This is a genomic window from Pseudooceanicola antarcticus (genome assembly GCF_900215355.1).
GTDB lineage: Bacteria > Pseudomonadota > Alphaproteobacteria > Rhodobacterales > Rhodobacteraceae > Pseudooceanicola > Pseudooceanicola antarcticus.
On the sequence record NZ_OBEA01000001.1, the window covers coordinates 687,572 to 709,379 of the forward strand.

Sequence of the window (21,808 nt, forward strand, 5' to 3'; positions counted from 1 at the left end):
ATCAGCCCGCGCTCGCCCAGGCGGCCAGCTGGCCCAACTGGCGCGAGACCAGCTTGCGCGCGGCCTCGTCCACCAGCTTGCCATCCGCCACCTTGTCTTCCATCAACCCGATGGAGACATCGGGCCCCGGCACCACCTCGGCACCGATCACCGAAAGCACCTGCCGCCAGGCGTAGTTCGACATGTTGCCGCCACGCGGGCCGGGGCTTTGCGTCATCACCGAGACGGGCTTGCCCGACATCGGATAGCCCGGTTCGGTCGAAATCCAGTCCATGGCGTTCTTCAGCGCCCCCGGCACCATGCGGTTGTACTCCGGCGAGCAGAGCACCACCGCATCCGCCGCGGCAATCGTCTCGCAGAGCGCCTTCACCGGCGCGGGCGTGCCGCTCTCGGCGCGGATATCCTCGTTGAAGAGCGGCAAGTCGTCGATCTCAACATCGACGATCCGCACGCCTTCGGGTGCCAGCTCGGGCAGGGTGGCGCGCAGCATGCGGGTCATCGAGGCGCGGCGCAAAGAGCCGCAGAGCGCGACAAAGGTGATCTGGGACATCGGGGCCTCCTTGGGTTTGCGCCAGCCTAGCGGTGCCGCGCGCCTGCGCCAATGGCGGTCCGGTGCCTGCGCATCATTCGCAGGCACCCGCCGCGCGCATCCGCCCGCCGACCCGGCGCAAAGATTGACGCCCCGGCGCGAAGCGCCGATGGTCTGCCAAAACGAAGGGGAGCCCACCATGTCCGAAGCGCTGATCGTCATCGACCTCCAGAAGGATTTCTGCCCCGGAGGCGCGCTCGCCGTGGCCGGCGGCGACGAGATCGTGCCCGGCGTCAATGCGCTGATGGCCGAATTCGATGCCGTGGTGCTGACCCAGGACTGGCACCCGGCGGGCCATTCCTCCTTCGCCTCGTCGCATCCCGGCGCCGAGGTCATGTCGCTGACCGAAATGCCCTATGGCCCACAGGTGCTCTGGCCTGATCATTGCATCCAGGGCTCGGACGGGGCGCATTTCCACCCGGACCTGGCCACCGACCGCGCCGACCTGATCATCCGCAAGGGCTACAATCCGGCGATCGACAGCTACTCGGCCTTCTTCGAGAACGACCACAAGACCCCGACCGGGCTTGAGGGCTACCTGCGCACCCGCGGGATCTCGAAGCTGGTCATGGTCGGCATCGCCACGGACTTCTGCGTCAACTACAGCGCCGTGGACGCGGCCAAGCTGGGCTTCGAGGTCACGGTGCGGCGCGATCTCTGCCGTGGCATCGACATGGATGGCTCCCTGGCGGCGGCAGAGGCGGCGATGCAGGACGCGGGCGTCCGCCTGGCCTAGAACATCTGCACCATGTGACCAAGCTCCGCCGCCTGGCGGTCCCGGTCGTTGCCGGCGCTGTACCAGACGGTCAGCAGCAGCAGGTAGGCCACGGCGATCAGCCCGATGGCCGAGAGCTTGTGCAGGCCGTCCACGCCCCCGAAACGCCGTCGACGGGCGCGGGGTTCGGGGCGGGGCGAACGGCGCGGCTGCGGCACCGGCTCCGGCTTGTCGCGGTCCAGGGCCTGGGCGGCAATCGGCTGCGCCGAGAGGTAGCTGTCGGTAAAGGCGCTCAGCTCGAAGCCGCCCCAGTCGCTGTTTCTCAGGTTGCCCGAAGACCTGCGCAGGTTGGCGGCAAAGCGGGTGATGACCCGGTTGCGGGCGCGGCTTTCGGAGCTGCGGAAGCTGCCCTCGGGCACATTGCTGAGCCAGCTGGTCAGGCCGAAGCCCGACTCTAGAAACAATTCCTGCACCTCGGGATCGGCACGCCGCAGCGCCTCGACCACGCGGGGGTCTCGAAAGAGGGCGATCTGTTGTCCCGACAGATCGCCCCCGCGGCCCGCCAGGCGGGCCTTCCTCTGCGCGGCCAGCGGCAGAATGGAATGCATATCAAAATCATAATTCATGGCAGGATCTGCCTATTCAAAAGTGTCACACACACGGCGCTGACCTTGGGTCTCGCTTGGGGCGAAAATACGGCGCGGTACGGGCTGGCCTTGGGCCGATGCGGGGCGCTTTGCGGACGGGAAGGGGGCCGGTCTCGGGCAGGCTTGCGGCGGAAATCGGGCAGCGCCCCCGGCCCCTGCCGCCGCAGGCAGCTTGCATTCCACCCCCCGGCCCTGCTTTATCAGCCTGATATCCAGGGAGACCCCGCATGGTCGACATCGCCACCCGCGTCCATAACCACAAGTGGAAGATCGACCCGATCGTCCGCTCGCTCATCGACACGGATTTCTACAAGCTGCTGATGTGCCAGTCGGTCTTCCGCAACAAGCCCGACACCACGGTCACCTTCTCGCTGATCAACCGCACCGCCTCGGTGCCTTTGGCCAAGATGATCGACGAGGGCGAGCTGCGCGAACAGCTCGACCACGTGCGCTCTCTCTCGCTGACCCGCGGCGAATCCACCTGGCTGCGCGGCAATACCTTCTACGGCCAGCGCCAGATGTTCCGCCCCGACTTCATGGAGTGGTTCGAGAACCTGCGCCTGCCGCCCTACACCCTGGAGCGCCGCGGCGATCAGTACGAGCTGACCTTCGAGGGCGCCTGGCCCGAGGTCATGCTGTGGGAGATCCCGGCCCTGTCGATCCTGATGGAGCTGCGCGGCCGCGCCGTGCTGCACCAGATGGGCAAGTTCGAGCTCGAGGTGCTCTATGCCCGCGCCATGACCAAGCTCTGGGAGAAGATCGAGCACCTGCGCCGCCTGCCTGATCTCAAGATCGCCGATTTCGGCACCCGCCGGCGGCACAGCTACCTCTGGCAGGACTGGTGCGTGCAGGCGATGATCGAGGGGCTGGGCAGCAAGTTCACCGGCACCTCCAACTGCCTGATCGCCATGAAGCGCGACCTCGAGGCCGTCGGCACCAACGCCCATGAGCTGCCCATGGTCTATTCCGCCCTGGCCCAGGGCGACGAGGCCCTGGCCCGCGCCCCCTACGACGTGCTGGCCGACTGGCACGAAGAGCATTCCGGCAACCTGCGCATCATCCTGCCCGACACCTACGGCACCGAGGGCTTCCTGCGGAACGCCCCCGACTGGCTGGCCGGCTGGACCGGCATCCGCATCGACAGCGGAGACCCCGCCCGCGGCGCCGAGACCGCCATCGCCTGGTGGCAATCCCGCGGAGAGGACCCGACCACCAAGCTGGTCATCTTCTCGGACGGCCTCGACGAGGCGAAGATCGAGGAGCTCTACGCCCAGTTCCACGGCCGCGTAAAGGTCAGCTTCGGCTGGGGCACGCTGCTGACGAACGACTTCCGCGGGCTGGCGAATAACGATGCGCTGGCGCCGTTTTCCCTTGTCTGCAAGGCAGTCGCGGCGGACGGGAGACCGACCGTCAAGCTGTCGGACAACCCCGAGAAGGCCATGGGGCCGGAGAGCGAGATCGCCCGGTACAAGCGGGTGTTCGGGGTTGGGGAGCAGGAGCGGATGGCGGTTGTGGTTTAAATCGTCTTTGCGATCAGGCTATTGACCGTGCTGTGGCCTCCCCAAGCAATTTTGCAAGTGCGCCGTTCTGCACCCTTGAAATGGCGTGATGCATAGAGGATGGCGCTCCGTACGTAATCTGATGCCTCGTTCTCATACTGTGTTCGTACTGTTCGCTTTTGATTTGCTGAACCTTTCCGCGCGCAAAAAATTGCACACATAGCTCGCGTCTCTTTCGCAATTTGCGGGTCACGCATCCAGGTAAGGGCTTTGTTGACCATGGATCTGTCGACGGTTGGGCAGGTCATCATTGCAGCAAGCAAGAACATTTTTTGATAGTCCGATGTTAGTTTGTCGGATGTTGCCAGTTTCTCGAGCTTGTTGCGTAAGCTACTGTCGTTAGGTGCAAATTTCTTAATGTAAGAAAAGTATATACGAGAGTTGTGGGGTTTATTCGCAAGCTCAGTTAGGACGTGGTCCAAGCCTGCATCCGAGCCAGCCGCGCCCAGCAGAGGAAGGACGAATCTTTCTATTTGGTCTGATTTTGACGAAAATCTATTAATTTCGTGCAACAGGTTTATTGCTGCAGTAGTATCAATATCTTTGTCACGCATCTCATCTTTACTTTCGTCTTCTTCTGCCTCCCAGTCTGCCTCGAAGCCATACGGGTGAATGCTGTTTGAATTAAGATCGCCCCATATGGACATTCTTATTTCATCAAACGCCCGGTCTATTTCAGTTTCTTCTTTTAGCAAATGTTCTGACTGAAATATTTTTGATTTCCCCTCATTTAGGTGCAGCCCATCTTTTCTAAGGTGCTCGACTAATTGTACCATGCCGAAGCGAGCGGCCTGCAGGCTGTCCAGCCCAATGTAGAAGTCATCGACATATCGTGCAGAGTCCAAACCCATTAGCTCGCAATGCGCATCTAGTTCAGACAGATAGAAGTTTCCGAACAGGTCTGATGGGTATACACCTTGTATGATTCCGAATGAATTTCTCTGTTGGAATGCCAGAAGAATTTCCTCAAGCAGCTTGGTTGTCTCTGGCTTTGCTCCGGCCGCGTTCATTAGGTTTATTAAATGGTGCTGTGGAAGCCTTTCGAAGTAGTGCGATATGTCGGCTTTAATAACATATCTGTTCTCGGAGCATATCGCTTGCACTCTTTCTTGGAATTTCTCCCATGTTTCGCTATTCGAAATGAAGTACTCGTCCGCGTGCGGGGACGGAAAGTGACTGAAGGTACGATTGCGGTCCAAAGCCTCTTCCAGCTTCGGCATCAAATCGTCCGAAATGAGCTGGTAGGCTAGGCGATCTAACGGCGCGAGAATACTTCCTGGTCTAGAAAACCACCCTTCCTTTGGCACATTCATGGTAAGGGGGATGACCGGATTATAGTTTCCGGATCGAAGCTGACCTTCTAGTTCACTCCATAGATCGTCGGATGCTCTGTTGAAGATCGCGTTGAAATGAGGCGCCAGTATGAAATCGCTGCGGATGTCGAGCTGAATGTTCTTGATTGCCCGGTCAGGGGCAAGTCTGTCGATAACTTCACCGGATAGGCCAGGCATTCTGTTGTCCGTGCAAATATTGGGATGGAATTTTATTTTGATGCATACAGGCTCACCTGTCTATAAGGCAGTGACCGTGTTTAGTGGTCATGGAAGTTCGTTTTTGTATGCGTGAGGCAAAGATAGTACTCTGCCTCCACCCAAAAGAACTTGGGTTCACACCCACCCTACGCCACGGGCACCATCGCGCGGGAACCTACCTCTCCCACCCCCGCTTCTCCTTCACCTCGGCGCGCTGCTTCTTCGCCTCCACCCTTTTCCGCTTCTGGTTCTTCGACACCTTCGTCGGGATGCGCCGCTTGGGCGCCACAAGGGCCTTGGCGATCAGCTCGGCCAGCCTCTCCCGCGCGACCTCGCGGTTGCGGGCCTGGCTGCGTTCCTCCTGCACCTGGATCACCAGCGCGCCGTCCTTGGTCCAGCGGCGGCCCGCCAGCCGTCGCAGCCGCCGCTTCACCGGCTCGGGCAGGGAAGGAGAGCGTTCGGCCTCGAACCGCAGCTCCACCGCCGAGGAGACCTTGTTCACGTTCTGCCCGCCGGGGCCCGAGGCGCGGATGAATTGCTCCACCAGCTCCCATTCCTCGATCGTGATCTGATCCGTGATCCGCAGCATGTCGTTCCTCGTTCCTACCCGGGCAAAACGCGGGGGCCCCGCCTCGGGGTCCGGGGGATATTAACCCTTTGTAAGGGAAAGGTTGAGATTTCGCCGTCCAGAGCCGCACCGACAAGGCACCGACGTGATACCGACGCCATACCGACGTGATACCGACGTGGCGTGCGTTGCCTCCGGTCGCTGGTTAACGCGCCGGGCGGCGGGGCCATCGGGGGCCGCCTGCGGCAAATGGAAAGGGTCGCCCCATTGTCTGGAACGACCCTTCTCGAGATCAGGAGGTGGTTCAGTTAGGTAGTGAACCAACCTGTTGGTTAGCGCCCAAGGGCTGCCTCAGACGCGTTCCCTCCAGACTGTTCCGAACCCTTTCTCCAATACCTCAATAGACACTAGAGCACCTCCTTTCTGAATGTTTCCGATACGAGAATCGTGACACGGAAATCTTTACGGACAAAGAAGTTTATGCGGCCCGGACCGAGAATTTTGCCGTGATCGCCCGGAAAGGCAGCAGCGCGATCAGCGCCAGCGTCAGCTTCACGCCCCAGTCCGCGACGGCCAGTGAGATCCACAGCGGGACTGCCGGACCGACCATCATGAAGGGCACGGCCTCCCAGGCCCAGGAAACCTCTGCGTCGGCGTTTTCGCCAAAGAAAGCAATGAATTGCGCGAAGCCGACGGTGAAGAAGATCGCCGTATCCAGGGCCGATCCGATCAGCGAAGAGACCAGCGGCGCGCGCCACCAGCTGCCCTGGCGGAGGCGGTCGAAGATCGCCACGTCGACCAGTTGCGCGACCAGGAAGGCCAGCGCCGAGGCGACGGCGATGCGCAGGGCGACGGCGGCATAGGTATAGCCATCCCCTTGCAGCATCACCTGCGTGCCGATCAGCGAGCACAGGATGCCGGTGACGAAGCCGGCAAGGATCACCCGGCGCGCGGCGGCGGCGCCGTAGATGCGGTTCATCACGTCGGTGACGAGGAAGGCGAGGGGGTAGGTGAAGGCGCCCCAGGTGAGGAGCCCGTCCAGGATCAGGAACTGGACGAGGATGTTCGAGGCCACGACGATCGCGGCCATGGCAAGAATGCCAGGAAGATAAGTGCGTTGCATGTCAGATCCGTTTTTTAGACAAGGTCGCGGAGACTTGTGAGCCCTGGCCTGCGCCAGGATCAGCGGGCTCTAACGGCTCGTCCCCTGCAAATCAAGGGTGATCTCAAGGAACCGGCTCTTCAGGCTGGCGCTGAAGTTGTCGTCGGACACCAGGGTCAGGCGCAGTTGACCGCTGTCATCCTGCCAGACCGAGAGCCCCTCGAAATTGCTGCGCGGGTAGCCGGTGAGATGCAACAGGCGCCGGGCCGGGATCTCGGGATGGTCGGGATCGAAGCGCAGGATCATGTTGCGGAACCCCAGGCCGAGGGCGCGCAGCAGCAGGTAGAGCTGCCCGTCGGGGCCGAAGTCCGCTCCGACCGGGCGGTAGCCGCGCGGCGCGTAGAGCTGGGCGATCTGCCGCCATTCGCCCGCCTCCAGCCGCCAGAGCGGATAGCCGGGCCCGCTCTGACCGGGGTCCTCGGGCAGCATGAGAAGCCGACCCCGGGCGTCGACGGCCAGGGCCTCGTACATGGCGTTTGGCGGCAGGGCCGGGTGGATGGGCAGGGGGATGCGCTGCGGCACCTGACCGGCTCCGGCCCCCCCGCGGTAGAGTCGCAGCGGGGCGTTGCCCTCGAACGAGACCGCCAGGTCGCCGCCGGGAAAAAGCGCCAGCCCCTCGGGATCGAGGCCCTCGCCCGAGAGCAGGTAGCTGGCGGTGACACGGGCCTTGCCAAGCGCGCCGCCCTCGCGCTCGAATGTCACCTCATGCAGCTGCCCGCGGTCGCTGAGCACCAGCGCCGAGGCGCCGTCCTCGCGCATCTCGATGGCCGAGAGCCCGCCGATGCCGGGCCCGGTCAGCAGGATGTCCTGGGCTGCGAGGGGCGCAGGGTGAAGGAGCCCGGCGAGGGCCGCGCTCAGCGCGACTGCAGGACAGAGACGCATTGCCGGGGCAGGTCCGCCATGGTGAGTTGCCGGCGCGGTTTCGGCGGCGGGGCGTTCGGGTCCGGCGGCGGCGGGTTCAGGATGTCGTTGACCCACTTCTGCGCATCGGCGCAGCCGTCTCCGGGCGGCGGCGGGGCCTGGTCGACGCAGCCCTTCATGCCGCGCGGGCAGGAGAGGCGGACGTGGAAATGGTAGTGATGGCCCCACCAGGGCCGGATCTTGCGCAGCCAGCGCCGGTTGCCCTTGGCGTTCTGGCACATCCAGACCTTGGCGCCGGGAAAGACGAAGATCCGCGCCACGCGGCGGTCACTGGCGGCGGCCTTCAGCAGCGCCATGTGCTGCGGCGTCCAGCTGTCGTTCACATATGCGCCACCGTTGCGGCGCAGGGAGATCGACGAAAGGCTCTCTCGGGCCGGGCGGCTGAGGCGCAGGTCACGGGCCGGCAGCATCCAGATATCGGCATCCAGGCCGATCTGGTGGCTGGCGTGGCCCGAGGTCATCGGGCCCCCGCGTGGCTGGGACATGTCGCCCACGTAGATGCCGTTCCAGCCCGGAAGTCGGGCGGCGTCCTTCGAGAGGTCCTGCAGGAAGTCCACCAGCTCGGACGTGCCCCAGTTGCGGTTGCGGCTCAGCCGCATGGCCTGCCAGGTGCGGCCGGTCTCGGGCAGTTGCACCGAGCCCGCCGCGCAGCCCTTGGCGTAAGAGCCGATGGCCTCGGGCTTCTGCCGTGAACCGCGGCTCTCGGCTCCGAACAGGGCGCGGGCTTCGACGCCCTGCATATTGGCGGGCAGGCCCTGGGCAAGGGCCGGGGTGCCGAGCATCAGCGCGGCGAGTAGGGCAAGGATCTGTCTCAAGCGGGGTCCTGGGGGTCTCCGTCGGGTTTGACCCAGCGTAGCAACAGGGCGCCGCCCAGCAAAAGGAAAACCAGGGGCAGGAAGCCTATCTGCTGAGACCCGCTGACGGCGGTGACGACGCCGATCAGCAAGGGGGCCAGGAAGGCGGTGGCCTTGCCGGCGAGCGCATAGAGGCCAAAGCCCTCGGCCACGCGTCCGGGCCGGGCCTGGCGGACCATCATGGTACGGCTTGCGGCCTGCAGCACGCCCCCGGCGGCACCGATCACCGCCCCGGCAACGAAGAGCGCGATATCGGGCAGCATGCTGCCCTCGGCCACGGGAAGCCCCAGGACGGAGGTCGGGGTGATCGTCACCAGCAGGACCGTGATGGCGGTCAGCAGCAGGATGCAGGTCATTAGCACCGGCTTCGGTCCGAATCTCTCGTCCGCACGGCCACCGATGACGGCGAAGATTGCGCCTGCGACGATGGCGATGATGCCGAAGATGCCGATCTCGGTCACCGACCAGCCCAGGATGCCCGAGGCATAGATGCCGCCGAAGGCATAGATCCCCGCCAGCGCATCGCGGTAGCAGAGCGACCCCGCCAGGAAGGCAAAGAGCGACGGCGTCCTGGGCAGGCCGCGAATCGTGTGCCGCAGATTGCTCAGCGCCACCTTCAGTGAGCCCTTGGGCGCCTTCCGGGCCTTGGGATCGCGGACGTAGAAGAAGAAGGGCACCATGAAGACCGCGTACCAGAGCGCGGTCAGCGGCCCGACGGCGCGGGTGCCTTCGCGGGTCTCGGGATCAAGGCCCAGGATGGGCGGGATGCCGATCATGGTGCGCCCGGTGTCCGGGTCCTCGCCCAGCAGGGTGAGCATCAGCACCAGTGAAACCAGGCCGCCGGCATAGCCGAAGGCCCAGCCATTGCCCGAGATGCGCCCGATCTCTTCCCGGCTGCCCAGGTCGGGCAGCATGGCGTTGGTGAAGATGGTGGCGAATTCCATGCCGATCATGCCGACGGCGAAGAAGAAGAGCGTCAGCAGCAGGTTGAAGTTCTCGGGCGCGGCATACCAGAGCATCCAGGAGCCGATGACATAGAGCGCCGAGAAGCCCCAAATCCAGCGCATGCGATTGCCCGATACATCCGAGACCGCGCCCAGCACCGGCGCTAGCAGGGCGATGATGATGCCCGCCGTCCCGATGCCGAAGCCCCAGGCGGCTTGCGCGGCTGCGCCGTCTCCCATCAGCTCCTTCACGTAGGGTGCGAAGATGAAGGTGATCAGGAGCGTGTTGTAGGGCTGGCTGGCCCAGTCGAAGAAGAACCATCCCCAGATGCGCTTGCGCAGGGCTGTCTCGGCCATCGTGATCTCCCTCTGTCGATTGCGGCGATATGAGCCGCGCTTTGACGTAGGGACAAGAGCCGCGCGCAGGCCGGAAGCGAAAAGCTGGGGATAGTGGCCCCGCCGACCCGCTCGGGGAGGGCCGGCAAAGGAAAACCCCCGGCAGCGGGGCTGCCGGGGGCTGATCATTCAGACGCGGGGAAGGCTCAGGCCTTGCCCTTTGCCTTGTCCTTGACCGGCTTCCACAGACGCTTGTTGGTCAGGTAGAGCAGCGAGCTGAGCAGGATCAGGAAGGCGACGCCGACGAAGCCTGCGTGCTTGCGGGCCATCAGCTTCGGTTCCGCGGTCCACATCAGGAAGGCGGCAACGTCTTCCGCTTCGTGGTGCAGCTCGTTCGAGTGACCGTCGTCGAACTCCACGTCCTCGCCGGAGAGCGGCGGGGCCATGGCGATCCAGCCGCCGTCGAAGGCGGTGTTCTCGTAGTAGGTCACGCCGGCCTGCACACGCTCTTCGCCGGTGTAGCCGGTGAGGATGGCGACGATGTGCTCAGGTCCGCCGATGCCCTTGAAGAACTGGTTGATCCCGGTGCCGTAGGGGCCGTGGAAACCGGCACGGGCCTTGGCCATCAGGCTGAGGTCCGGCGCGTTCTCAAGACCGCTTTCGGGGAAGTGGTCGTTCGGCGTGGCGGTGCGGAAGTCGTCCAGCTCGTCGTCATAGACTTCGAACTGGCTGGCGTAGGCACGCACCTCGTCTTCCGGCATATGCGGGCCGCCCTCGTCGGCCAGCGTGCGGATCGGCACATAGCGCAGACCGTGGCAGGCCGAGCAGACCTCGGTGTAGACCTTCAGACCGCGCTGCAGCTGGTTCTCGTCGAACTTGCCGAAGGGCCCGTCGAAGGAGAAGCGCACGTTGTGGGTCTTGTGCCCGCTGTCATCACCGGCTGCGGTGGCTGCGCCGGCGGTCAGAGCCAGCGCCGCCAGGGCAGAGAGGGAGAGTTTCTTGAACATGTTCTCTGTCCTTTCGCTTACTCGGCAGGTTCTGCCGGCTTGCTGTAATGGGCGTCGAAATCTTCTTCGATCGTCGCCGGCGGAGTGTTCGGCTTCTCGATCACGCCCAGCAGGGGCAGGATGACCAGGAAGTAGGCGAACCAGTAGGTGGCCCCGATCAGCGAGATCGTCGAGTAGGGCGGTTCCGCAGGCATGGCGCCGGCCCACATCAGCACGATGAAGTCGAGGCACAGCAGGGCGAACCACCACTTGAACATCGGGCGGTAGCGGCCCGAACGCACCCGCGAGGTATCCAGCCAGGGCACCAGGGCCATGGCGACGATGGCGCCGAACATGGCCAGCACGCCGAAGAACTTGGCGTCGACGATGCCGCCGGTGATCCAGTCGGCGAACATCACCACCCAGACATCCGCGGTGAAGGCCCGCAGGATGGCGTAGAAGGGCAGGAAGTACCATTCCGGCACGATGTGCGCGGGCGTCGCCAGCGGGTTGGCCTCGATGTAGTTGTCGGGGTGGCCCAGGAAGTTCGGCATGAAGCCGACGATGGCGAAGAAGACCGCCAGGACAACCGCCAGGGCGAAGACGTCCTTGATCACGAAGTAGGGCCAGAAGGGCAGGGTGTCCTTCTCGGCTTCCGCCTTCGAGCTCTTGCGGACATCCACGCCGGTCGGGTTGTTGTTGCCCGTGGTGTGGAAGGCCCAGATGTGCACGATGACCAGGCCCGCGATGACGAAGGGCAGCAGATAGTGCAGCGAGAAGAAGCGGTTCAGCGTGGCGTTGTCGACGGCCGGTCCACCCAGCAGCCAGGCCTGAAGCGGCTCGCCGATGAAGGGGATGGCGCCGAAGAGGCCGGTGATCACGGTCGCGCCCCAGAAGGACATCTGACCCCAGGGCAGAACGTAGCCCATGAAGCCGGTGGCCATCATCAGCAGGTAGATGATCATGCCGATGATCCAGGTGATCTCACGCGGGGCCTTGTAAGAGCCGTAGTAGAGGCCGCGGAAGATGTGCAGGTAGACGGCAAAGAAGAACAGCGAGGCGCCGTTCATGTGCAGGTAGCGCAGGAAGTGGCCACCATTCACGTCACGCATGATGTGCTCGACGCTGGCGAAGGCCAGGTCGACATGGGGCGTGTAGTGCATCACCAGGACGATGCCGGTGACGATCTGAAGCGCCAGGCAGAAGGCCAGGACGATGCCCCAGATCCACATCCAGTTGAGGTTCTTGGGGGTCGGGATCATGATCGTGTCGTAGATCAGACCGATCACCGGAAGACGGCTGTTGACCCACTTTTCGGCCTTGGTCTTCGGTTCATAATGGTCGTGCGGAATACCGGACATGTGTTCTCCTCCCTCAGCCCAGGACGATTTCGGTCTCGCCATCGAAGGCGGCCGTGGGGACGGGCAGGTTCTGGGGCGCGGGGCCCTTACGAATCCGACCGGCAGTGTCGTAGTGCGAGCCGTGGCAGGGGCAGAACCAACCGCCGAAGTCACCGGCACCATCGCCGAGCGGCACACAGCCGAGGTGGGTGCAGACACCCATCATGACCAGCCATTCCTCGGCGGCCTTGCCCTCGGCGCCGGCCGGGGCAAGCGCACGATTGTTGTCGGTCGCCGGAGCGCCGGCATCGATATTTTCGTTACGTGCCAGCGGGTCGGGCAGCCCCGAAGGGTCGACCTCGTTGGCGGCGTCGATCTCGTCCTGGGTGCGGCGGCGGATGAAAACCGGCTTGCCGCGCCATTTGACGGTGATCTGGGTGCCTTCCTCAACGCCCGAGACGTCGACACGGATCGACGCAAGGGCCTGCACATCGGCAGAGGCATTCATCTGGTTGACCAGCGGCCAGACAGCCGCGCCCGCGGCGACGGCGCCGGCACCGGCGGTGGCGTAATAGAGGAAATCTCTCCGGGTGCCTTCGTGATCTTCTGCGTGGGACACGAACTTAGCTCCATTCCTAGGCCCGCCTGGGCAGTCGCATTTGGTGTCGTCGCGGCGCGCATCGCGCAACTGTTACCTCGCGGTTGTTTAGCTTCCGTTTTTCCGCAGGTCCAGCATCTCGTGTTCATTCCTCGAAGAGGGTGCGGAAGTGTCGCGCTTGAGGCGCTGCGCCTGCGGGTGTAAGTCAATAAACAAAGATTAAACGCGCGGAGTTCGTTTATGCCTGCCCATTCCTTCACACGGCTTGCCACCGTCTCGATCGCGGCGATTCTGGCCGCGGGTCTCGCCGCGCCTGCCGCCGCCGAGATCGAACTTTCCTTCTACGGCGGCTGGCAGACCTCGCCGCATTCGCGGGCCACGGGCACCTATGGCTCTGGCACCAACATCGATCCGGACTTCAACGCGCTCATCGGCTGGGACGGCAAGAGCTTCTCGATGCCGCCCTATTACGGCATGCGTGCCACCTGGTGGCGTGACGACAGCTGGGGCCTCGGGCTCGAGTTCTCGCATGACAAGGCCTATGCGCCGGAAGGCGAAATGACCGCCGCGGGCTTCGAGCGGCTGGAGTTCACCGACGGGCACAATATCATCACGGCCAATGTCTCGCGTCGCTGGGTCGACGGCTGGGGGGCGATGACGCCCTATGTCTCGGCCGGCCTGGGCTTTGCCATGCCCCATGTCGACGTGACGCCCACGGGCGGCGACCACACCTTCGGCTACCAGGTCACCGGCCCCGCCGCGCGGCTGACCGCCGGTGTGAACTACCCGCTGTCCGAGCGCTGGTCGGTCTTCGGCGAATACCAGTTCACCTGGTCCGACAACACCGCCGAGCTGGAAGGCGGCGGTGAGCTGAACACCCGGCTGATCACCAATGCGCTGAACGTGGGTGTCGGCTTCAAGTTCTGACGCAGGACACGACATATATATAGAAAGAGGGCTCGCCGGATCGGCGGGCCCTTCTGCTTTTTGCGGGGGGAGGGGGCTCTGCCCCGTCGCCGGAGGGCGACATGTGGAGAGGGAGGGGGCTCTGTCCCCGTCGCCGGAGGGCGACATGTCGAGAGGAAGGGGGCTCTGCCCCCGTCGGCTGCGCCTCCTCCCCCGGAGTATTTTCAGCTTGGTGATGCGTGCAAGGGGCGCTTGTCGCGCCGTCCTGCTTTCATTCCGAGGCCGTAGATACTCGTTTGCACGGCCCCTGCCGGGCCCCGCGGTCAGGCGGGCGCGGTCTCGGCGAGGCTGGGGCGGGTCGAGATCTCGGCCAGCCAGGCCACGAGCGCGGGGTGCGTGTCGCGCCAGCCGCGGTCGTCGTGGCGCAGGTCCAGGTATCCCAGGGCGCAGGCCAGGGCGATCTGGCCCGCGTCGAGGGGGCCCGAGAGCGCCTCGGTCCAGTCGGCCTCGAGACTGTCCAGCGTGCGCGAGACCTTGCGCCATTGCGCGTCCAGCCAGCCTTCGTCGACCTTGTCGGCCTTCCGCAGGCGGCGTTCGTAGACCATCGACACGGCGCTATCGAGCATGCCGTCGCAGAGCGCCTCCAGGGTCAGCACGTCCCAGAGCCGGGCGGCGGGATAGAGATCCCCGCCGGCCAGGTCGTTCAGGTAGCGGGTGATGACCCGGCTGTCGCAGAGCGTCGGGCCCTCGGTGCGGGCCAGCGCCGGGATTCGGCCCAGGGGGTTGGCGGCGGCGAGGTCGGGGTCGGTGTCCAGCGCATTGGTGCTGACCATGCGTTCGGCCACGCGGTCGCCCAGGTCGAGCTCGCGCAGGAAGACGCGGGTCTTGCGCACATAGGGCGATGCGGGGGAGCTGAAGAGAGTATGGTCCATGGTCTTCCTTCCGGGTCAGGCGGGCGGGTCGCGCATCAGCGCGGCCAGTTCTGCGAGGTCGAGCCCGGTGTGGCCGGCGGCCAGCCCCTCTGCGGCGGCAAGGCGGGCCTCCTCGGGCTTGTTCTGTGCAAGTTTCCACGTGCCCTCGATACTGTCGATGTGCAAGCGGAAGGGTTGGATCATGCGCATCAGCCGCTCCATGGCCTCGGCCGGCATCTTGTCGGCGGTCCAGGCGGGCTTCGGCAGCAGCCGGGTCTCGAATTCCTCCGAGAGCATGTCGAGCACATGGCGCAGCTCGCCCTGCGGCAGGGGCTCCAGCTGGCCCAGGAGGTGGACCGAGACATAGTTCCAGGTCGGCACCTGATGCTCCATCCCGTACCAGTCGGGAGAGACATAGCCCTGCGGCCCGGTGACGATCAGCCTTGCGGGGCCGGGGGCGGCACGGGCGACCGGATTCGAGCGGACGAGATGCAGGAAGGCATGGCCGTCGCGGATCACGAAGGGGGTCTGGGCGGCCAGCGGAGCGCCATCGGCGGAGAGGCAGAGCAGCCCCGCGCCCTGCCGTGCCGCGAAGGCCAGGTTCAGGGCATCGTCGGCCTGGCGGTAGATCGGATTGGGATGCATTGGCGCCTCGGGTGGTTTGGGCGCAGGATGCGGCGGGGCTGCGGGGGGCGCAAGACCTCTCGGGTGCGCCGCGCCCGCTTCAGGCGATCAGGTGGCCGCCCTCTTGTCCGATGATGGTCACCGGCACGACCTGCCCCTCGGGCTGGTCGGCGCTGAAATGCACCTCGGTGAACTGCTCGGTCCGGCCCATGCGCGGGCTTTCCATCAGCACCCGGTGGTCGCGGCCCTGCTGGGCGGCGAGGTGGCGGGCGACCTGGGCATCCCCCGCAGCGCGCAGGCGCGCGGCGCGGTCCTTGATCACCTTGCCGTTGACCTGGGTCGGGATCTTCGCCGCAGGCGTGCCTTCGCGCTTCGAGTAGGGGAAGACATGCAGCCAGGTCAGGTCGCAATCCTCGACCAGTTTCAGCGAATTGACGAACATCTCTTCGGTCTCGGTCGGGAAGCCGGCGATGATGTCGGCGCCGAAGGTCATCTCGGGGCGCAGCTTGCGGGCGTCTTCGCAGAACCGGATCGCGTCGTCGCGCAGATGGCGGCGCTTCATCCGCTTCAGGATCATGTCGTCACCGGCCTGCAGGGACAAGTGCAGGTGCGGCATCAGGCGCGGCTCGGTGGCGATGGCCTGCATCAGCGCCTCGTCCGCCTCGATCGAATCGATGGACGAGATTCGCAGCCGCGGCACGTCGGTCAGCCGCAGGATGCGCATCACCAGGTCGCCGAGGCGCGGCGCGGCGGGCAGGTCGGCCCCCCAGGAGGTCAGGTCGACCCCGGTCAGCACCACCTCGTTGTAGCCCTGCTGCACCAGGCGCTTGATCTGGTCGACCACCACGCCGGCAGGCACCGAGCGCGAATTGCCCCGGCCGTAGGGGATGATGCAGAAGGTGCAGCGGTGGTCGCAGCCGTTCTGCACTTGGACATAGGCGCGGGAGCGGGTGCCGAATCCGTCGATCAGGTGACCGGCGGTCTCTTGCACCGACATGATGTCATCGACTTGCACGCGCTCGGTCTGGCCGATGAAATCGGGACCCAGCTTCGCCCAGGTCTCGGGCTGCATCTTCTCGGAGTTGCCGATCACCATGTCGACCTCGGACATGGCCGAGAAGGTCTCGGGCTCGGTCTGGGCGGCGCAGCCGGTGACGATCAGGCGCGCCTCGGGGTTCTCGCGGCGCAGGCGGCGGATGTCCTGGCGTGCCTTGCGCACGGCCTCGGCGGTGACGGCGCAGGTGTTGACGATCACCGCATCGCCCAGGCCCGCCTCGGCGGCCATGGCTTTCATGGCCTCGGTCTCATAGGCGTTCAGGCGGCAGCCGAGGGTGGCGAATTTCGGGGGCTGGGGTGCCATTCAGCCCTCCACCAGTGCAAGGAAAGAGGCCGAGAAATGGCCGTCGAAGACATGCGCCACCGGCCCGCCCATCCAGACGCCGTCCTCGCGCCAGTCGAGCTCCAGCCAGCCGCCGTCCAGTTCCATCTTCACCTGCCGTTCGGTCAGTCCGCGCAACGCCGTGGCAACCACGGTGGCGCAGGCACCCGAGCCGCAGGCCAGCGTCACGCCGGTGCCGCGTTCCCAGACCCGCATGCGCACCTCGGAGCGGTTGCGCACCTCGACATATTCCACGTTGGTCTTTTCCGGGAAGAGCGGGTCGGTCTCGACCCTGGGGCCCTCTTCGGTCAGGGCCACGGCCTCGGCATCGGGGACGACGAAGACGCAATGGGGGTTGCCCATGCCGACCGCCGTCGGGGCGCCGGGCAGCGGCAGCCCGGTCACCTCCATGGCGCGGGCCAGGGGCACCTCGTTCCAGTCCAGCTGCGGCGGGCCCATGTTCACCCAGGTGACACCCGCCACGCTGCGCGCTTCCAGCACGCCGCGCACGGTGCGGATGGTCAGCCGGTCGCGGCCGGTCTCGGCCATGACATGGGCGGCGACGCAGCGGGTGGCGTTGCCGCAGGCGCCCGCGCGCGAGCCGTCACTGTTCCAGAAGTCGAGGCAGATATCGGTGCCGACGCCATCGAGGATCTCGGCCAGCTGGTCGAATCCCACGCCCCGGTGCCGGTCGCCGATGGCCTGCGCCAGCGCAGCGGTTGTCACCGCCCCGCGCCCGCGCGAGTCGATGACGACGAAGTCGTTGCCCAGCCCATGCATCTTCATGAAGGGCAGGCCGGAGGGGATGTCCTGCATCTGCATTGCGGCGATATAGACCTTCGGCCCCTTGTTGAAAAGGCGCGCCCGCGGGTCGGGCCATGCGCGTGCTACATTTCTGTTATCTTTTTTCGGATTCCCGCTTGACCATCCCCCGCACCCCCCTTAGAGACGCGCCCACAGTGGGCCGTTAGCTCAGCTGGTAGAGCAACTGACTTTTAATCAGTAGGTCGATGGTTCGAACCCATCACGGCTCACCACTGTATTCCGAAAAAGCCTCGTGCTTTCAGTATGTTACTGAAGGCGCGGGGCTTTTCTCGATTCTAGGGCTTGGCCCTGGGGCGCGGCGTGGAAGCACTGCGGAAGCAGTGGGGCGGCGATTCCAGGTGATGCGGGTGCGCAACAGGCGAGCAACGGCGAATCTCACAGTTCTTGGGAGGGTTTGGTGCCGATCCTACATCGACCAGAGCGGCAGCAAGGCTGCGTTGGTGGGGAGGGATACGAATGACGATCTACGATGTCGCGCCCATGGGCGGAGATATTATTGGTAGAGCAGCTAGCCGTGAAGATGCGTGGATGCTCTGCCACCGATACGGACTTGTGCCGCATTCGCTTACCGATGCTGGCGTAGTCGAGCTGGTGGCTTCTGATGGTGGATCGTGTGTGTGGCGTGTTCAATGCAAGCATACTGAGTATCCCTATGATCGCGGTGCCTTCGAAAATCGTCGACGCGACAAGCTTGCGACGTTGGGCAATGGCCTGCCAGCTTGGCCAGTGGCTGAAGAAAATGAGATAGCGTTTCAAACTTTCAAAAGGCGCCTGCAGCGCGGTTGGTCTGGTCAAAGGGCTGCAACCGAAGGCGCACGAGAATTGAAGCGCAACCCCGATGATGAGTGGGAAGCGGAGGCGCTAAAGAATGGCATTTCGGTGCAGGCATATCGATCCCGTGTGAGAGGGGGCTGTCCGGAGAGCATTGCCGCAACTATGGGCCTCAGTTGGCGGCAGTGGTAAGGCGAGTCGCTCAAGCGGCCGGAGCGGTTTCGATGAAGGAACAAGACCGGCGAGTTGTGCGTTGGCGCCTAGCCCAGCTCGGACGGTCGTGCCAGGTGCAGCGTGACTTTTCTACCTGACGAGAGGTGCGAGAGCTGCATCTTTGATGCACCTTGGACGGACGGCTCCAACGCGCAGAATGCAGTCATCAGAGAGCGCGTTCCAACTTGTGGAGGCGGCGGCTGGATCTGAACACAAACGTCGCAAATCTCGCCGGTTTTGCCCTGGGATTCTGTCCATGCTAATCTTTCCATCTTGCGAGGGGCGCAAACGACCGTTTCTTGCCAGGGACACTCCAGTTTTCTCTAATAGCGGGAATGGGAGGACCTTAGGAGAAAGGTACGCAATAAGCCTAGGTGATCAAGCGGACGCTCCAAGCCGTACGGTTCCTTCAGCATCGATGCAGATAGGGCCGTTCCCTGCCAATCCTGCAAGCGGATTGCCCGTCTCGATGGCTTCCTTGGTGTTGTAGTAGAAACACCATTCTCCCGATTCAAAACGTGGTCCTCCGGGGGAAAATTCGAGATCCTCTCCAATTATTTTTTGAATCTCAGCAAGCTTTTCCTGAGCAAGCAATTCAGCTTCGCGAATATCCATCACTACCTCCTAGTTCGTCGGAAGGAAGAAGAACTGTTGGTACCCACCATTCAGATTTGCCGCCCCACCTGTTTGTCCATCTAGGAAACGTATTGTTCCACCTTGATTTACAACGTTAAAGACGTGTCCAACTTGGTCTGGGCCGCGCGATCCAAACACAATCCCACGAGCGCCATCGCCAGCGCCTGCCATAATGTCTGAAATATTCTGTGGACCGGCCACGGAACGGAAGCTTGCCCCAAAGTGTTCTTCCAAGACGCGGACACTTGTCGGATCACCTGGTAGAGCGGAGGTCGGAAAACCTCCAAGAGTATTATCTGTTGCAATAGAGCAGTTTACACAGTTTTAGGTTCCGCCCGTTGGATTAACATTGCGTATACTGCCGGCCGCTTCGTTCGAGGTCCTTCGCCCCATTCCGAGCAGATCTCCAATTGGGCCAAGAGCCTTCGCAGCCTTCGCCCACGGGATAATACCAATGATTTCGATACCATCACTCACCGATATGTCGCCGTCGGTAAGCTCACCTATGTCTGGCAACACGAAAGATAAGGCGGTTTCCCCAGCGGAGTTGTGTCCCTCCCAAAACTGTTCCTGCTCCTCCGGGGTCATGTCCTTTGTCATGCTCCAAAGGCCGATCCCGAAGTCCTGATTCCCGCCCGGGTCAAGGCGGTTCACGGGGTCACTGTGGGAATACGAATATCTGTTAGTCCCAATGCCCGGTTGTGTAGGGTCGAACCAGTCCGGCTGAATGAACAGTGCACTGGCTTGCGAGGCGAGCACGGCAAAAACTGTTGTCAGAACGAATTTCTTAAAAAGCCGGAGCATCAAATTCCCCCCCCCTTAACGCTAAGTTTTTTGGATGACGTTATCCTATCTATTGGCTTGCCTCCAACCCAAAGATTCCTCCCAGTCGAAGGTGCTCTGATCGACCCGCTGAAGGCAAGCGAGATAGTAATGTTCGTCCTCTGGCACGTCTTGGGCGGTGGAAGATTAATCATAGAACCTAGTCTTGAGTAGGCAATAGGCCACAGCCCTAGCGTCGCGATGCCGCGCTTCCTTGAGGAGGTACTCCACAGCCACAACGGCAATCACCGCGACAGTTTCTTCGTTGCTCAGGATGGCGAGGAACACCCGGTTCTCGAACACCAGCCCATAAGGATTGTCCGGATCGTAGGCGAAGGCGCGGATTGAGGATCCGCCCCGCCGCGACCATGACCTAGGCGAAATCTACCGTTTTTTGTCTTTGGGCGAAAGCTGCCGTTCGTTGGATGTCTGCTTCGTCCGCTCTTCTGACCTTGGCTCGCCAGATTATGCTGTACGAGGCCCCTGATCGCCGGTCGGGGAAGCGGAGCCGCAACGTTAACCCTTCAGGCGAATGGCGGTGATTGGCCGGAAGAGCCGGGAAGCCACATCACAGGCCTTACTGCAGCCACGTACTCTACCTGCGTCGAGTTGCCGTTTAGGTCGCAGAAGAGACCTGTCCTAGGAGCGTCCCCAGGGCGTAACTGGTACGCACTCCCCCGCAACTGACGCGCAGCTCCTTCGCACTCGCGCCGCCCAAAACGCAAAACCGCCCCGCAGTCCCTGTGAGGCGGCTCCGCTCTTCCTCCGCTCAAGCTTCGAACCTGTATCGCCCCGCCGCCGCTTCCAGTTTGGCCCCGAAGCGCTCGGGTTCCGCTCGGATTGCGTTCGCCATGCGGTCTGCGAGTGTAAATCCAAGGTAGTCCTCCAACCCGTCCTCCTGGATGCCGTCCAGGGCGGCGAGGGTGATAGAATTGCCGATGATCTGGGCCAGGATGAGCCGCATGTGTTCTTCGCGGTGGACGTATTTCACGTGCTCCGGGTCGAGATAGGTGCGCATCCCTAGTAGGTTCTCTTCGCATATAGACGCGGCAAGCGCCCAGATCGGATGCAGCGGCCAGCGGGCGCGGTTGCTGTCGGCGGGGTCAGGCTCACAGTAACGAATCTTGTCAAAGGCCTCCGCCACCACATCGCCGAACTGGGCGTCGAACTGCTCCCAGGTGCGGATCTGCCAGCGGTCCTTGAGCAGGTCTTTCCCGGCCCGAACTTCGATGCGGTAGAGGTCCAGGCTGCGGTCCTCTGGGTCGAGCTGTGGCATGTCCTGGCGCATCCGGTTAGCGTTCCAGATATCCCACCAGATCGGCTTCTTGCGCTCGATCACTTCGCGCCGTTTGTCATAGATGATGACCTGCCGCCCAGGGGACTTGCCGACAGTGACCGAGGTATAGAGACCGGACTTGCCGTTGCTGCGCTTGTCCTCTGGCTCTGCGTGGTAGTCGGCCCTGTTGGTGTGGCTGTGTATCACGAAGCGCTCGGGGGACAGCTCAAAGCCAGGGGCCAGGATATCGACGCAGAAGTCCGCGCGGGCGATGCTGATCTGATGCGGCTCATAGAGGATGCCCAGGCGGGCCAGGGTTTTGTCCAGGTGGTCGCGCACCACACTTAGGCCCTGGGTCGCCAGCATGGTCGAACCGACAGAGATACGGATGCCCCAGGGGTCTTTCGCATTGGGCTTCTTGATGAACCAATGGGCGTCAGCGGCCCCCATACGCAGGATGAAGCGGTAGCCATTGCCGCCATGGGGCAGGATATCAAAGTCGGTGCCGCCGTAGCTGAAGGGCACATCTGTGCGTTTGTCCTCAGCCTCGTCTCGGGCGGCTTCCAGGGCGGCGAAGAGGGCGGGGGATACGTTGGCCATAACCGATAGGTCCAACTTGTCGAAGCCAGCATGAACTAATTGCATCTGGGTCTCTCTTGTGTCGTCTGTATTTCTAGAGGGGGGTGCTACAATCA

General features: G+C 63.5%; 22 protein-coding genes, 1 tRNA gene and 1 pseudogene. 5 read left to right on the forward strand and 19 right to left on the reverse strand.

Annotation, left to right across the window (positions count from 1 at the left end):
• Nucleotide 1: 1 nt before the first annotated feature.
• Nucleotides 2-550 (reverse strand): NADPH-dependent FMN reductase, encoded by a 549-nt coding sequence (locus tag CRO50_RS03380; RefSeq protein ID WP_157791741.1) that lies wholly within the window; start codon nt 548-550, stop codon nt 2-4.
• Nucleotides 551-728: 178 nt separating this feature from the next.
• Between CRO50_RS03380 and pncA the strand changes: the two genes are divergently transcribed.
• Entirely contained in the window at nt 729-1,325 is a 597-nt protein-coding gene (pncA, locus tag CRO50_RS03385; protein WP_097144701.1) for a bifunctional nicotinamidase/pyrazinamidase, read from the forward strand.
• Here the strand turns inward: pncA and CRO50_RS03390 are convergent.
• Nucleotides 1,322-1,912, reverse strand: a complete 591-nt coding sequence (locus CRO50_RS03390; RefSeq protein ID WP_143516845.1) for a hypothetical protein — start codon at nt 1,910-1,912, stop codon at nt 1,322-1,324. The two genes, pncA and CRO50_RS03390, sit on opposite strands and share 4 nt — an antisense overlap.
• Nucleotides 1,913-2,178: 266 nt before the next feature.
• On the opposite strand from CRO50_RS03390, the gene pncB reads away from it, so the two are divergent.
• The gene (pncB, locus tag CRO50_RS03395; protein ID WP_097144449.1) at nt 2,179-3,471 is read left to right on the forward strand and encodes a nicotinate phosphoribosyltransferase; all 1,293 of its coding nucleotides are present in this window, start codon (nt 2,179-2,181) and stop codon (nt 3,469-3,471) included.
• Here pncB and CRO50_RS03400 read toward each other — a convergent pair.
• From CRO50_RS03400 to petA, 9 genes are all read right to left on the reverse strand, one after another.
• A complete protein-coding gene (locus tag CRO50_RS03400; RefSeq protein ID WP_097144450.1) occupies nt 3,468-5,021 on the reverse strand; it encodes an RNA-directed DNA polymerase in 1,554 nt (517 codons plus the stop codon). The genes pncB and CRO50_RS03400 overlap by 4 nt on opposite strands.
• A 196-nt stretch (nt 5,022-5,217) precedes the next feature.
• Nucleotides 5,218-5,631: an alternative ribosome rescue aminoacyl-tRNA hydrolase ArfB gene (gene arfB, locus CRO50_RS03405; protein ID WP_097144451.1), complete on the reverse strand. Its 414-nt coding sequence runs from the start codon at nt 5,629-5,631 to the stop codon at nt 5,218-5,220.
• 457 nt (nt 5,632-6,088) lie between these two features.
• Nucleotides 6,089-6,733, reverse strand: coding sequence for a queuosine precursor transporter (locus CRO50_RS03410; RefSeq protein WP_097144452.1), 645 nt, complete (start codon nt 6,731-6,733; stop codon nt 6,089-6,091).
• A 69-nt stretch (nt 6,734-6,802) separates the two neighbouring features.
• A complete protein-coding gene (locus CRO50_RS03415; RefSeq protein ID WP_097144453.1) occupies nt 6,803-7,654 on the reverse strand; it encodes an esterase-like activity of phytase family protein in 852 nt (283 codons plus the stop codon).
• Nucleotides 7,627-8,475: a penicillin-insensitive murein endopeptidase gene (gene mepA, locus CRO50_RS03420; protein WP_097144702.1), complete on the reverse strand. Its 849-nt coding sequence runs from the start codon at nt 8,473-8,475 to the stop codon at nt 7,627-7,629. Before mepA ends, CRO50_RS03415 begins: the two co-directional genes overlap by 28 nt.
• 29 nt (nt 8,476-8,504) lie before the next feature.
• The gene (locus tag CRO50_RS03425) at nt 8,505-9,848 is read right to left on the reverse strand and encodes an MFS transporter (protein WP_097144454.1); all 1,344 of its coding nucleotides are present in this window, start codon (nt 9,846-9,848) and stop codon (nt 8,505-8,507) included.
• Nucleotides 9,849-10,033: 185 nt separating this feature from the next.
• A complete protein-coding gene (locus CRO50_RS03430; RefSeq protein WP_097144455.1) occupies nt 10,034-10,834 on the reverse strand; it encodes a cytochrome c1 in 801 nt (266 codons plus the stop codon).
• Nucleotides 10,835-10,851: 17 nt separating this feature from the next.
• Nucleotides 10,852-12,174, reverse strand: coding sequence for a cytochrome b (gene petB / locus CRO50_RS03435; protein WP_097144456.1), 1,323 nt, complete (start codon nt 12,172-12,174; stop codon nt 10,852-10,854).
• Between the two features lie 13 nt (nt 12,175-12,187).
• Nucleotides 12,188-12,772 carry a ubiquinol-cytochrome c reductase iron-sulfur subunit gene (petA, locus tag CRO50_RS03440; RefSeq protein ID WP_097144457.1) on the reverse strand — a complete coding sequence of 195 codons (585 nt, stop codon included), beginning with the start codon at nt 12,770-12,772 and terminating at the stop codon, nt 12,188-12,190.
• A gap of 219 nt (nt 12,773-12,991) precedes the next feature.
• Between petA and CRO50_RS03445 the strand changes: the two genes are divergently transcribed.
• The gene (locus CRO50_RS03445) at nt 12,992-13,678 is read left to right on the forward strand and encodes an outer membrane protein (protein WP_097144458.1); all 687 of its coding nucleotides are present in this window, start codon (nt 12,992-12,994) and stop codon (nt 13,676-13,678) included.
• Nucleotides 13,679-13,980: 302 nt separating this feature from the next.
• Here the strand turns inward: CRO50_RS03445 and CRO50_RS03450 are convergent, their stop codons facing one another.
• The 4 genes from CRO50_RS03450 to dapF all read right to left on the reverse strand — a co-directional run bounded on the left by CRO50_RS03450 (nt 13,981) and on the right by dapF (nt 17,392).
• A complete protein-coding gene (locus CRO50_RS03450) occupies nt 13,981-14,589 on the reverse strand; it encodes a glutathione S-transferase family protein (RefSeq protein WP_097144459.1) in 609 nt (202 codons plus the stop codon).
• 15 nt (nt 14,590-14,604) lie between these two features.
• Complete coding sequence (locus CRO50_RS03455) at nt 14,605-15,213, reverse strand: FMN-binding negative transcriptional regulator (RefSeq protein ID WP_097144460.1); 609 nt, start codon at nt 15,211-15,213, stop codon at nt 14,605-14,607.
• 79 nt (nt 15,214-15,292) lie between these two features.
• On the reverse strand, nt 15,293-16,552 hold the full coding sequence (gene mtaB, locus CRO50_RS03460; protein WP_097144461.1) for a tRNA (N(6)-L-threonylcarbamoyladenosine(37)-C(2))-methylthiotransferase MtaB: 1,260 nt from the start codon (nt 16,550-16,552) through the stop codon (nt 15,293-15,295).
• The gene (gene dapF, locus CRO50_RS03465) at nt 16,553-17,392 is read right to left on the reverse strand and encodes a diaminopimelate epimerase (protein WP_097144462.1); all 840 of its coding nucleotides are present in this window, start codon (nt 17,390-17,392) and stop codon (nt 16,553-16,555) included. It abuts the gene before it with no gap.
• Between the two features lie 139 nt (nt 17,393-17,531).
• On the opposite strand from dapF, the gene CRO50_RS03470 reads away from it, so the two are divergent.
• Nucleotides 17,532-17,607, forward strand: a tRNA-Lys gene (locus CRO50_RS03470).
• 244 nt (nt 17,608-17,851) lie between these two features.
• A complete protein-coding gene (locus tag CRO50_RS19860; RefSeq protein ID WP_143516846.1) occupies nt 17,852-18,358 on the forward strand; it encodes a hypothetical protein in 507 nt (168 codons plus the stop codon).
• 399 nt (nt 18,359-18,757) lie between these two features.
• On the opposite strand, the gene CRO50_RS19865 is transcribed toward CRO50_RS19860, so the two are convergent.
• The 4 genes and pseudogenes from CRO50_RS19865 to CRO50_RS03485 form a co-directional block, all read right to left on the reverse strand.
• On the reverse strand, nt 18,758-18,994 hold the full coding sequence (locus CRO50_RS19865; RefSeq protein ID WP_143516847.1) for a hypothetical protein: 237 nt from the start codon (nt 18,992-18,994) through the stop codon (nt 18,758-18,760).
• Between the two features lie 9 nt (nt 18,995-19,003).
• Nucleotides 19,004-19,327: pseudogene (locus tag CRO50_RS20520) on the reverse strand (toxin glutamine deamidase domain-containing protein); the annotation flags it as partial.
• Between the two features lie 12 nt (nt 19,328-19,339).
• A complete protein-coding gene (locus tag CRO50_RS03480) occupies nt 19,340-19,819 on the reverse strand; it encodes an RHS repeat-associated core domain-containing protein (RefSeq protein WP_097144464.1) in 480 nt (159 codons plus the stop codon).
• A 787-nt stretch (nt 19,820-20,606) separates the two neighbouring features.
• Nucleotides 20,607-21,713 carry a hypothetical protein gene (locus CRO50_RS03485; protein ID WP_143516848.1) on the reverse strand — a complete coding sequence of 369 codons (1,107 nt, stop codon included), beginning with the start codon at nt 21,711-21,713 and terminating at the stop codon, nt 20,607-20,609.
• Nucleotides 21,714-21,808: the final 95 nt, after the last annotated feature.

Excerpts from the sequence above, each read along its gene's own strand:
- pncA (WP_097144701.1), top strand. The coding sequence starts at position 729 with ATGTCCGAAGCGCTGATCGTCATCGACCTCCAGAAGGATTTCTGCCCC.
- dapF (WP_097144462.1), bottom strand. The coding sequence starts at position 17,392 with ATGCAGATGCAGGACATCCCCTCCGGCCTGCCCTTCATGAAGATGCAT.
- mtaB (WP_097144461.1), bottom strand. The coding sequence starts at position 16,552 with ATGGCACCCCAGCCCCCGAAATTCGCCACCCTCGGCTGCCGCCTGAAC.
- CRO50_RS03480 (WP_097144464.1), bottom strand. The coding sequence starts at position 19,819 with ATGCTCCGGCTTTTTAAGAAATTCGTTCTGACAACAGTTTTTGCCGTG.
- CRO50_RS03485 (WP_143516848.1), bottom strand. The coding sequence starts at position 21,713 with ATGGCCAACGTATCCCCCGCCCTCTTCGCCGCCCTGGAAGCCGCCCGA.
- CRO50_RS03400 (WP_097144450.1), bottom strand. The coding sequence starts at position 5,021 with ATGCCTGGCCTATCCGGTGAAGTTATCGACAGACTTGCCCCTGACCGG.
- CRO50_RS03415 (WP_097144453.1), bottom strand. The coding sequence starts at position 7,654 with ATGCGTCTCTGTCCTGCAGTCGCGCTGAGCGCGGCCCTCGCCGGGCTC.
- pncB (WP_097144449.1), top strand. The coding sequence starts at position 2,179 with ATGGTCGACATCGCCACCCGCGTCCATAACCACAAGTGGAAGATCGAC.
- CRO50_RS03410 (WP_097144452.1), bottom strand. The coding sequence starts at position 6,733 with ATGCAACGCACTTATCTTCCTGGCATTCTTGCCATGGCCGCGATCGTC.
- CRO50_RS19865 (WP_143516847.1), bottom strand. The coding sequence starts at position 18,994 with ATGGATATTCGCGAAGCTGAATTGCTTGCTCAGGAAAAGCTTGCTGAG.
- mepA (WP_097144702.1), bottom strand. The coding sequence starts at position 8,475 with ATGCTCGGCACCCCGGCCCTTGCCCAGGGCCTGCCCGCCAATATGCAG.
- CRO50_RS19860 (WP_143516846.1), top strand. The coding sequence starts at position 17,852 with ATGACGATCTACGATGTCGCGCCCATGGGCGGAGATATTATTGGTAGA.
- arfB (WP_097144451.1), bottom strand. The coding sequence starts at position 5,631 with ATGCTGCGGATCACGGATCAGATCACGATCGAGGAATGGGAGCTGGTG.
- CRO50_RS03390 (WP_143516845.1), bottom strand. The coding sequence starts at position 1,912 with ATGCATTCCATTCTGCCGCTGGCCGCGCAGAGGAAGGCCCGCCTGGCG.
- CRO50_RS03450 (WP_097144459.1), bottom strand. The coding sequence starts at position 14,589 with ATGGACCATACTCTCTTCAGCTCCCCCGCATCGCCCTATGTGCGCAAG.
- CRO50_RS03430 (WP_097144455.1), bottom strand. The coding sequence starts at position 10,834 with ATGTTCAAGAAACTCTCCCTCTCTGCCCTGGCGGCGCTGGCTCTGACC.
- CRO50_RS03425 (WP_097144454.1), bottom strand. The coding sequence starts at position 9,848 with ATGGCCGAGACAGCCCTGCGCAAGCGCATCTGGGGATGGTTCTTCTTC.
- CRO50_RS03455 (WP_097144460.1), bottom strand. The coding sequence starts at position 15,213 with ATGCATCCCAATCCGATCTACCGCCAGGCCGACGATGCCCTGAACCTG.
- petB (WP_097144456.1), bottom strand. The coding sequence starts at position 12,174 with ATGTCCGGTATTCCGCACGACCATTATGAACCGAAGACCAAGGCCGAA.
- CRO50_RS03445 (WP_097144458.1), top strand. The coding sequence starts at position 12,992 with ATGCCTGCCCATTCCTTCACACGGCTTGCCACCGTCTCGATCGCGGCG.
- CRO50_RS03380 (WP_157791741.1), bottom strand. The coding sequence starts at position 550 with ATGTCCCAGATCACCTTTGTCGCGCTCTGCGGCTCTTTGCGCCGCGCC.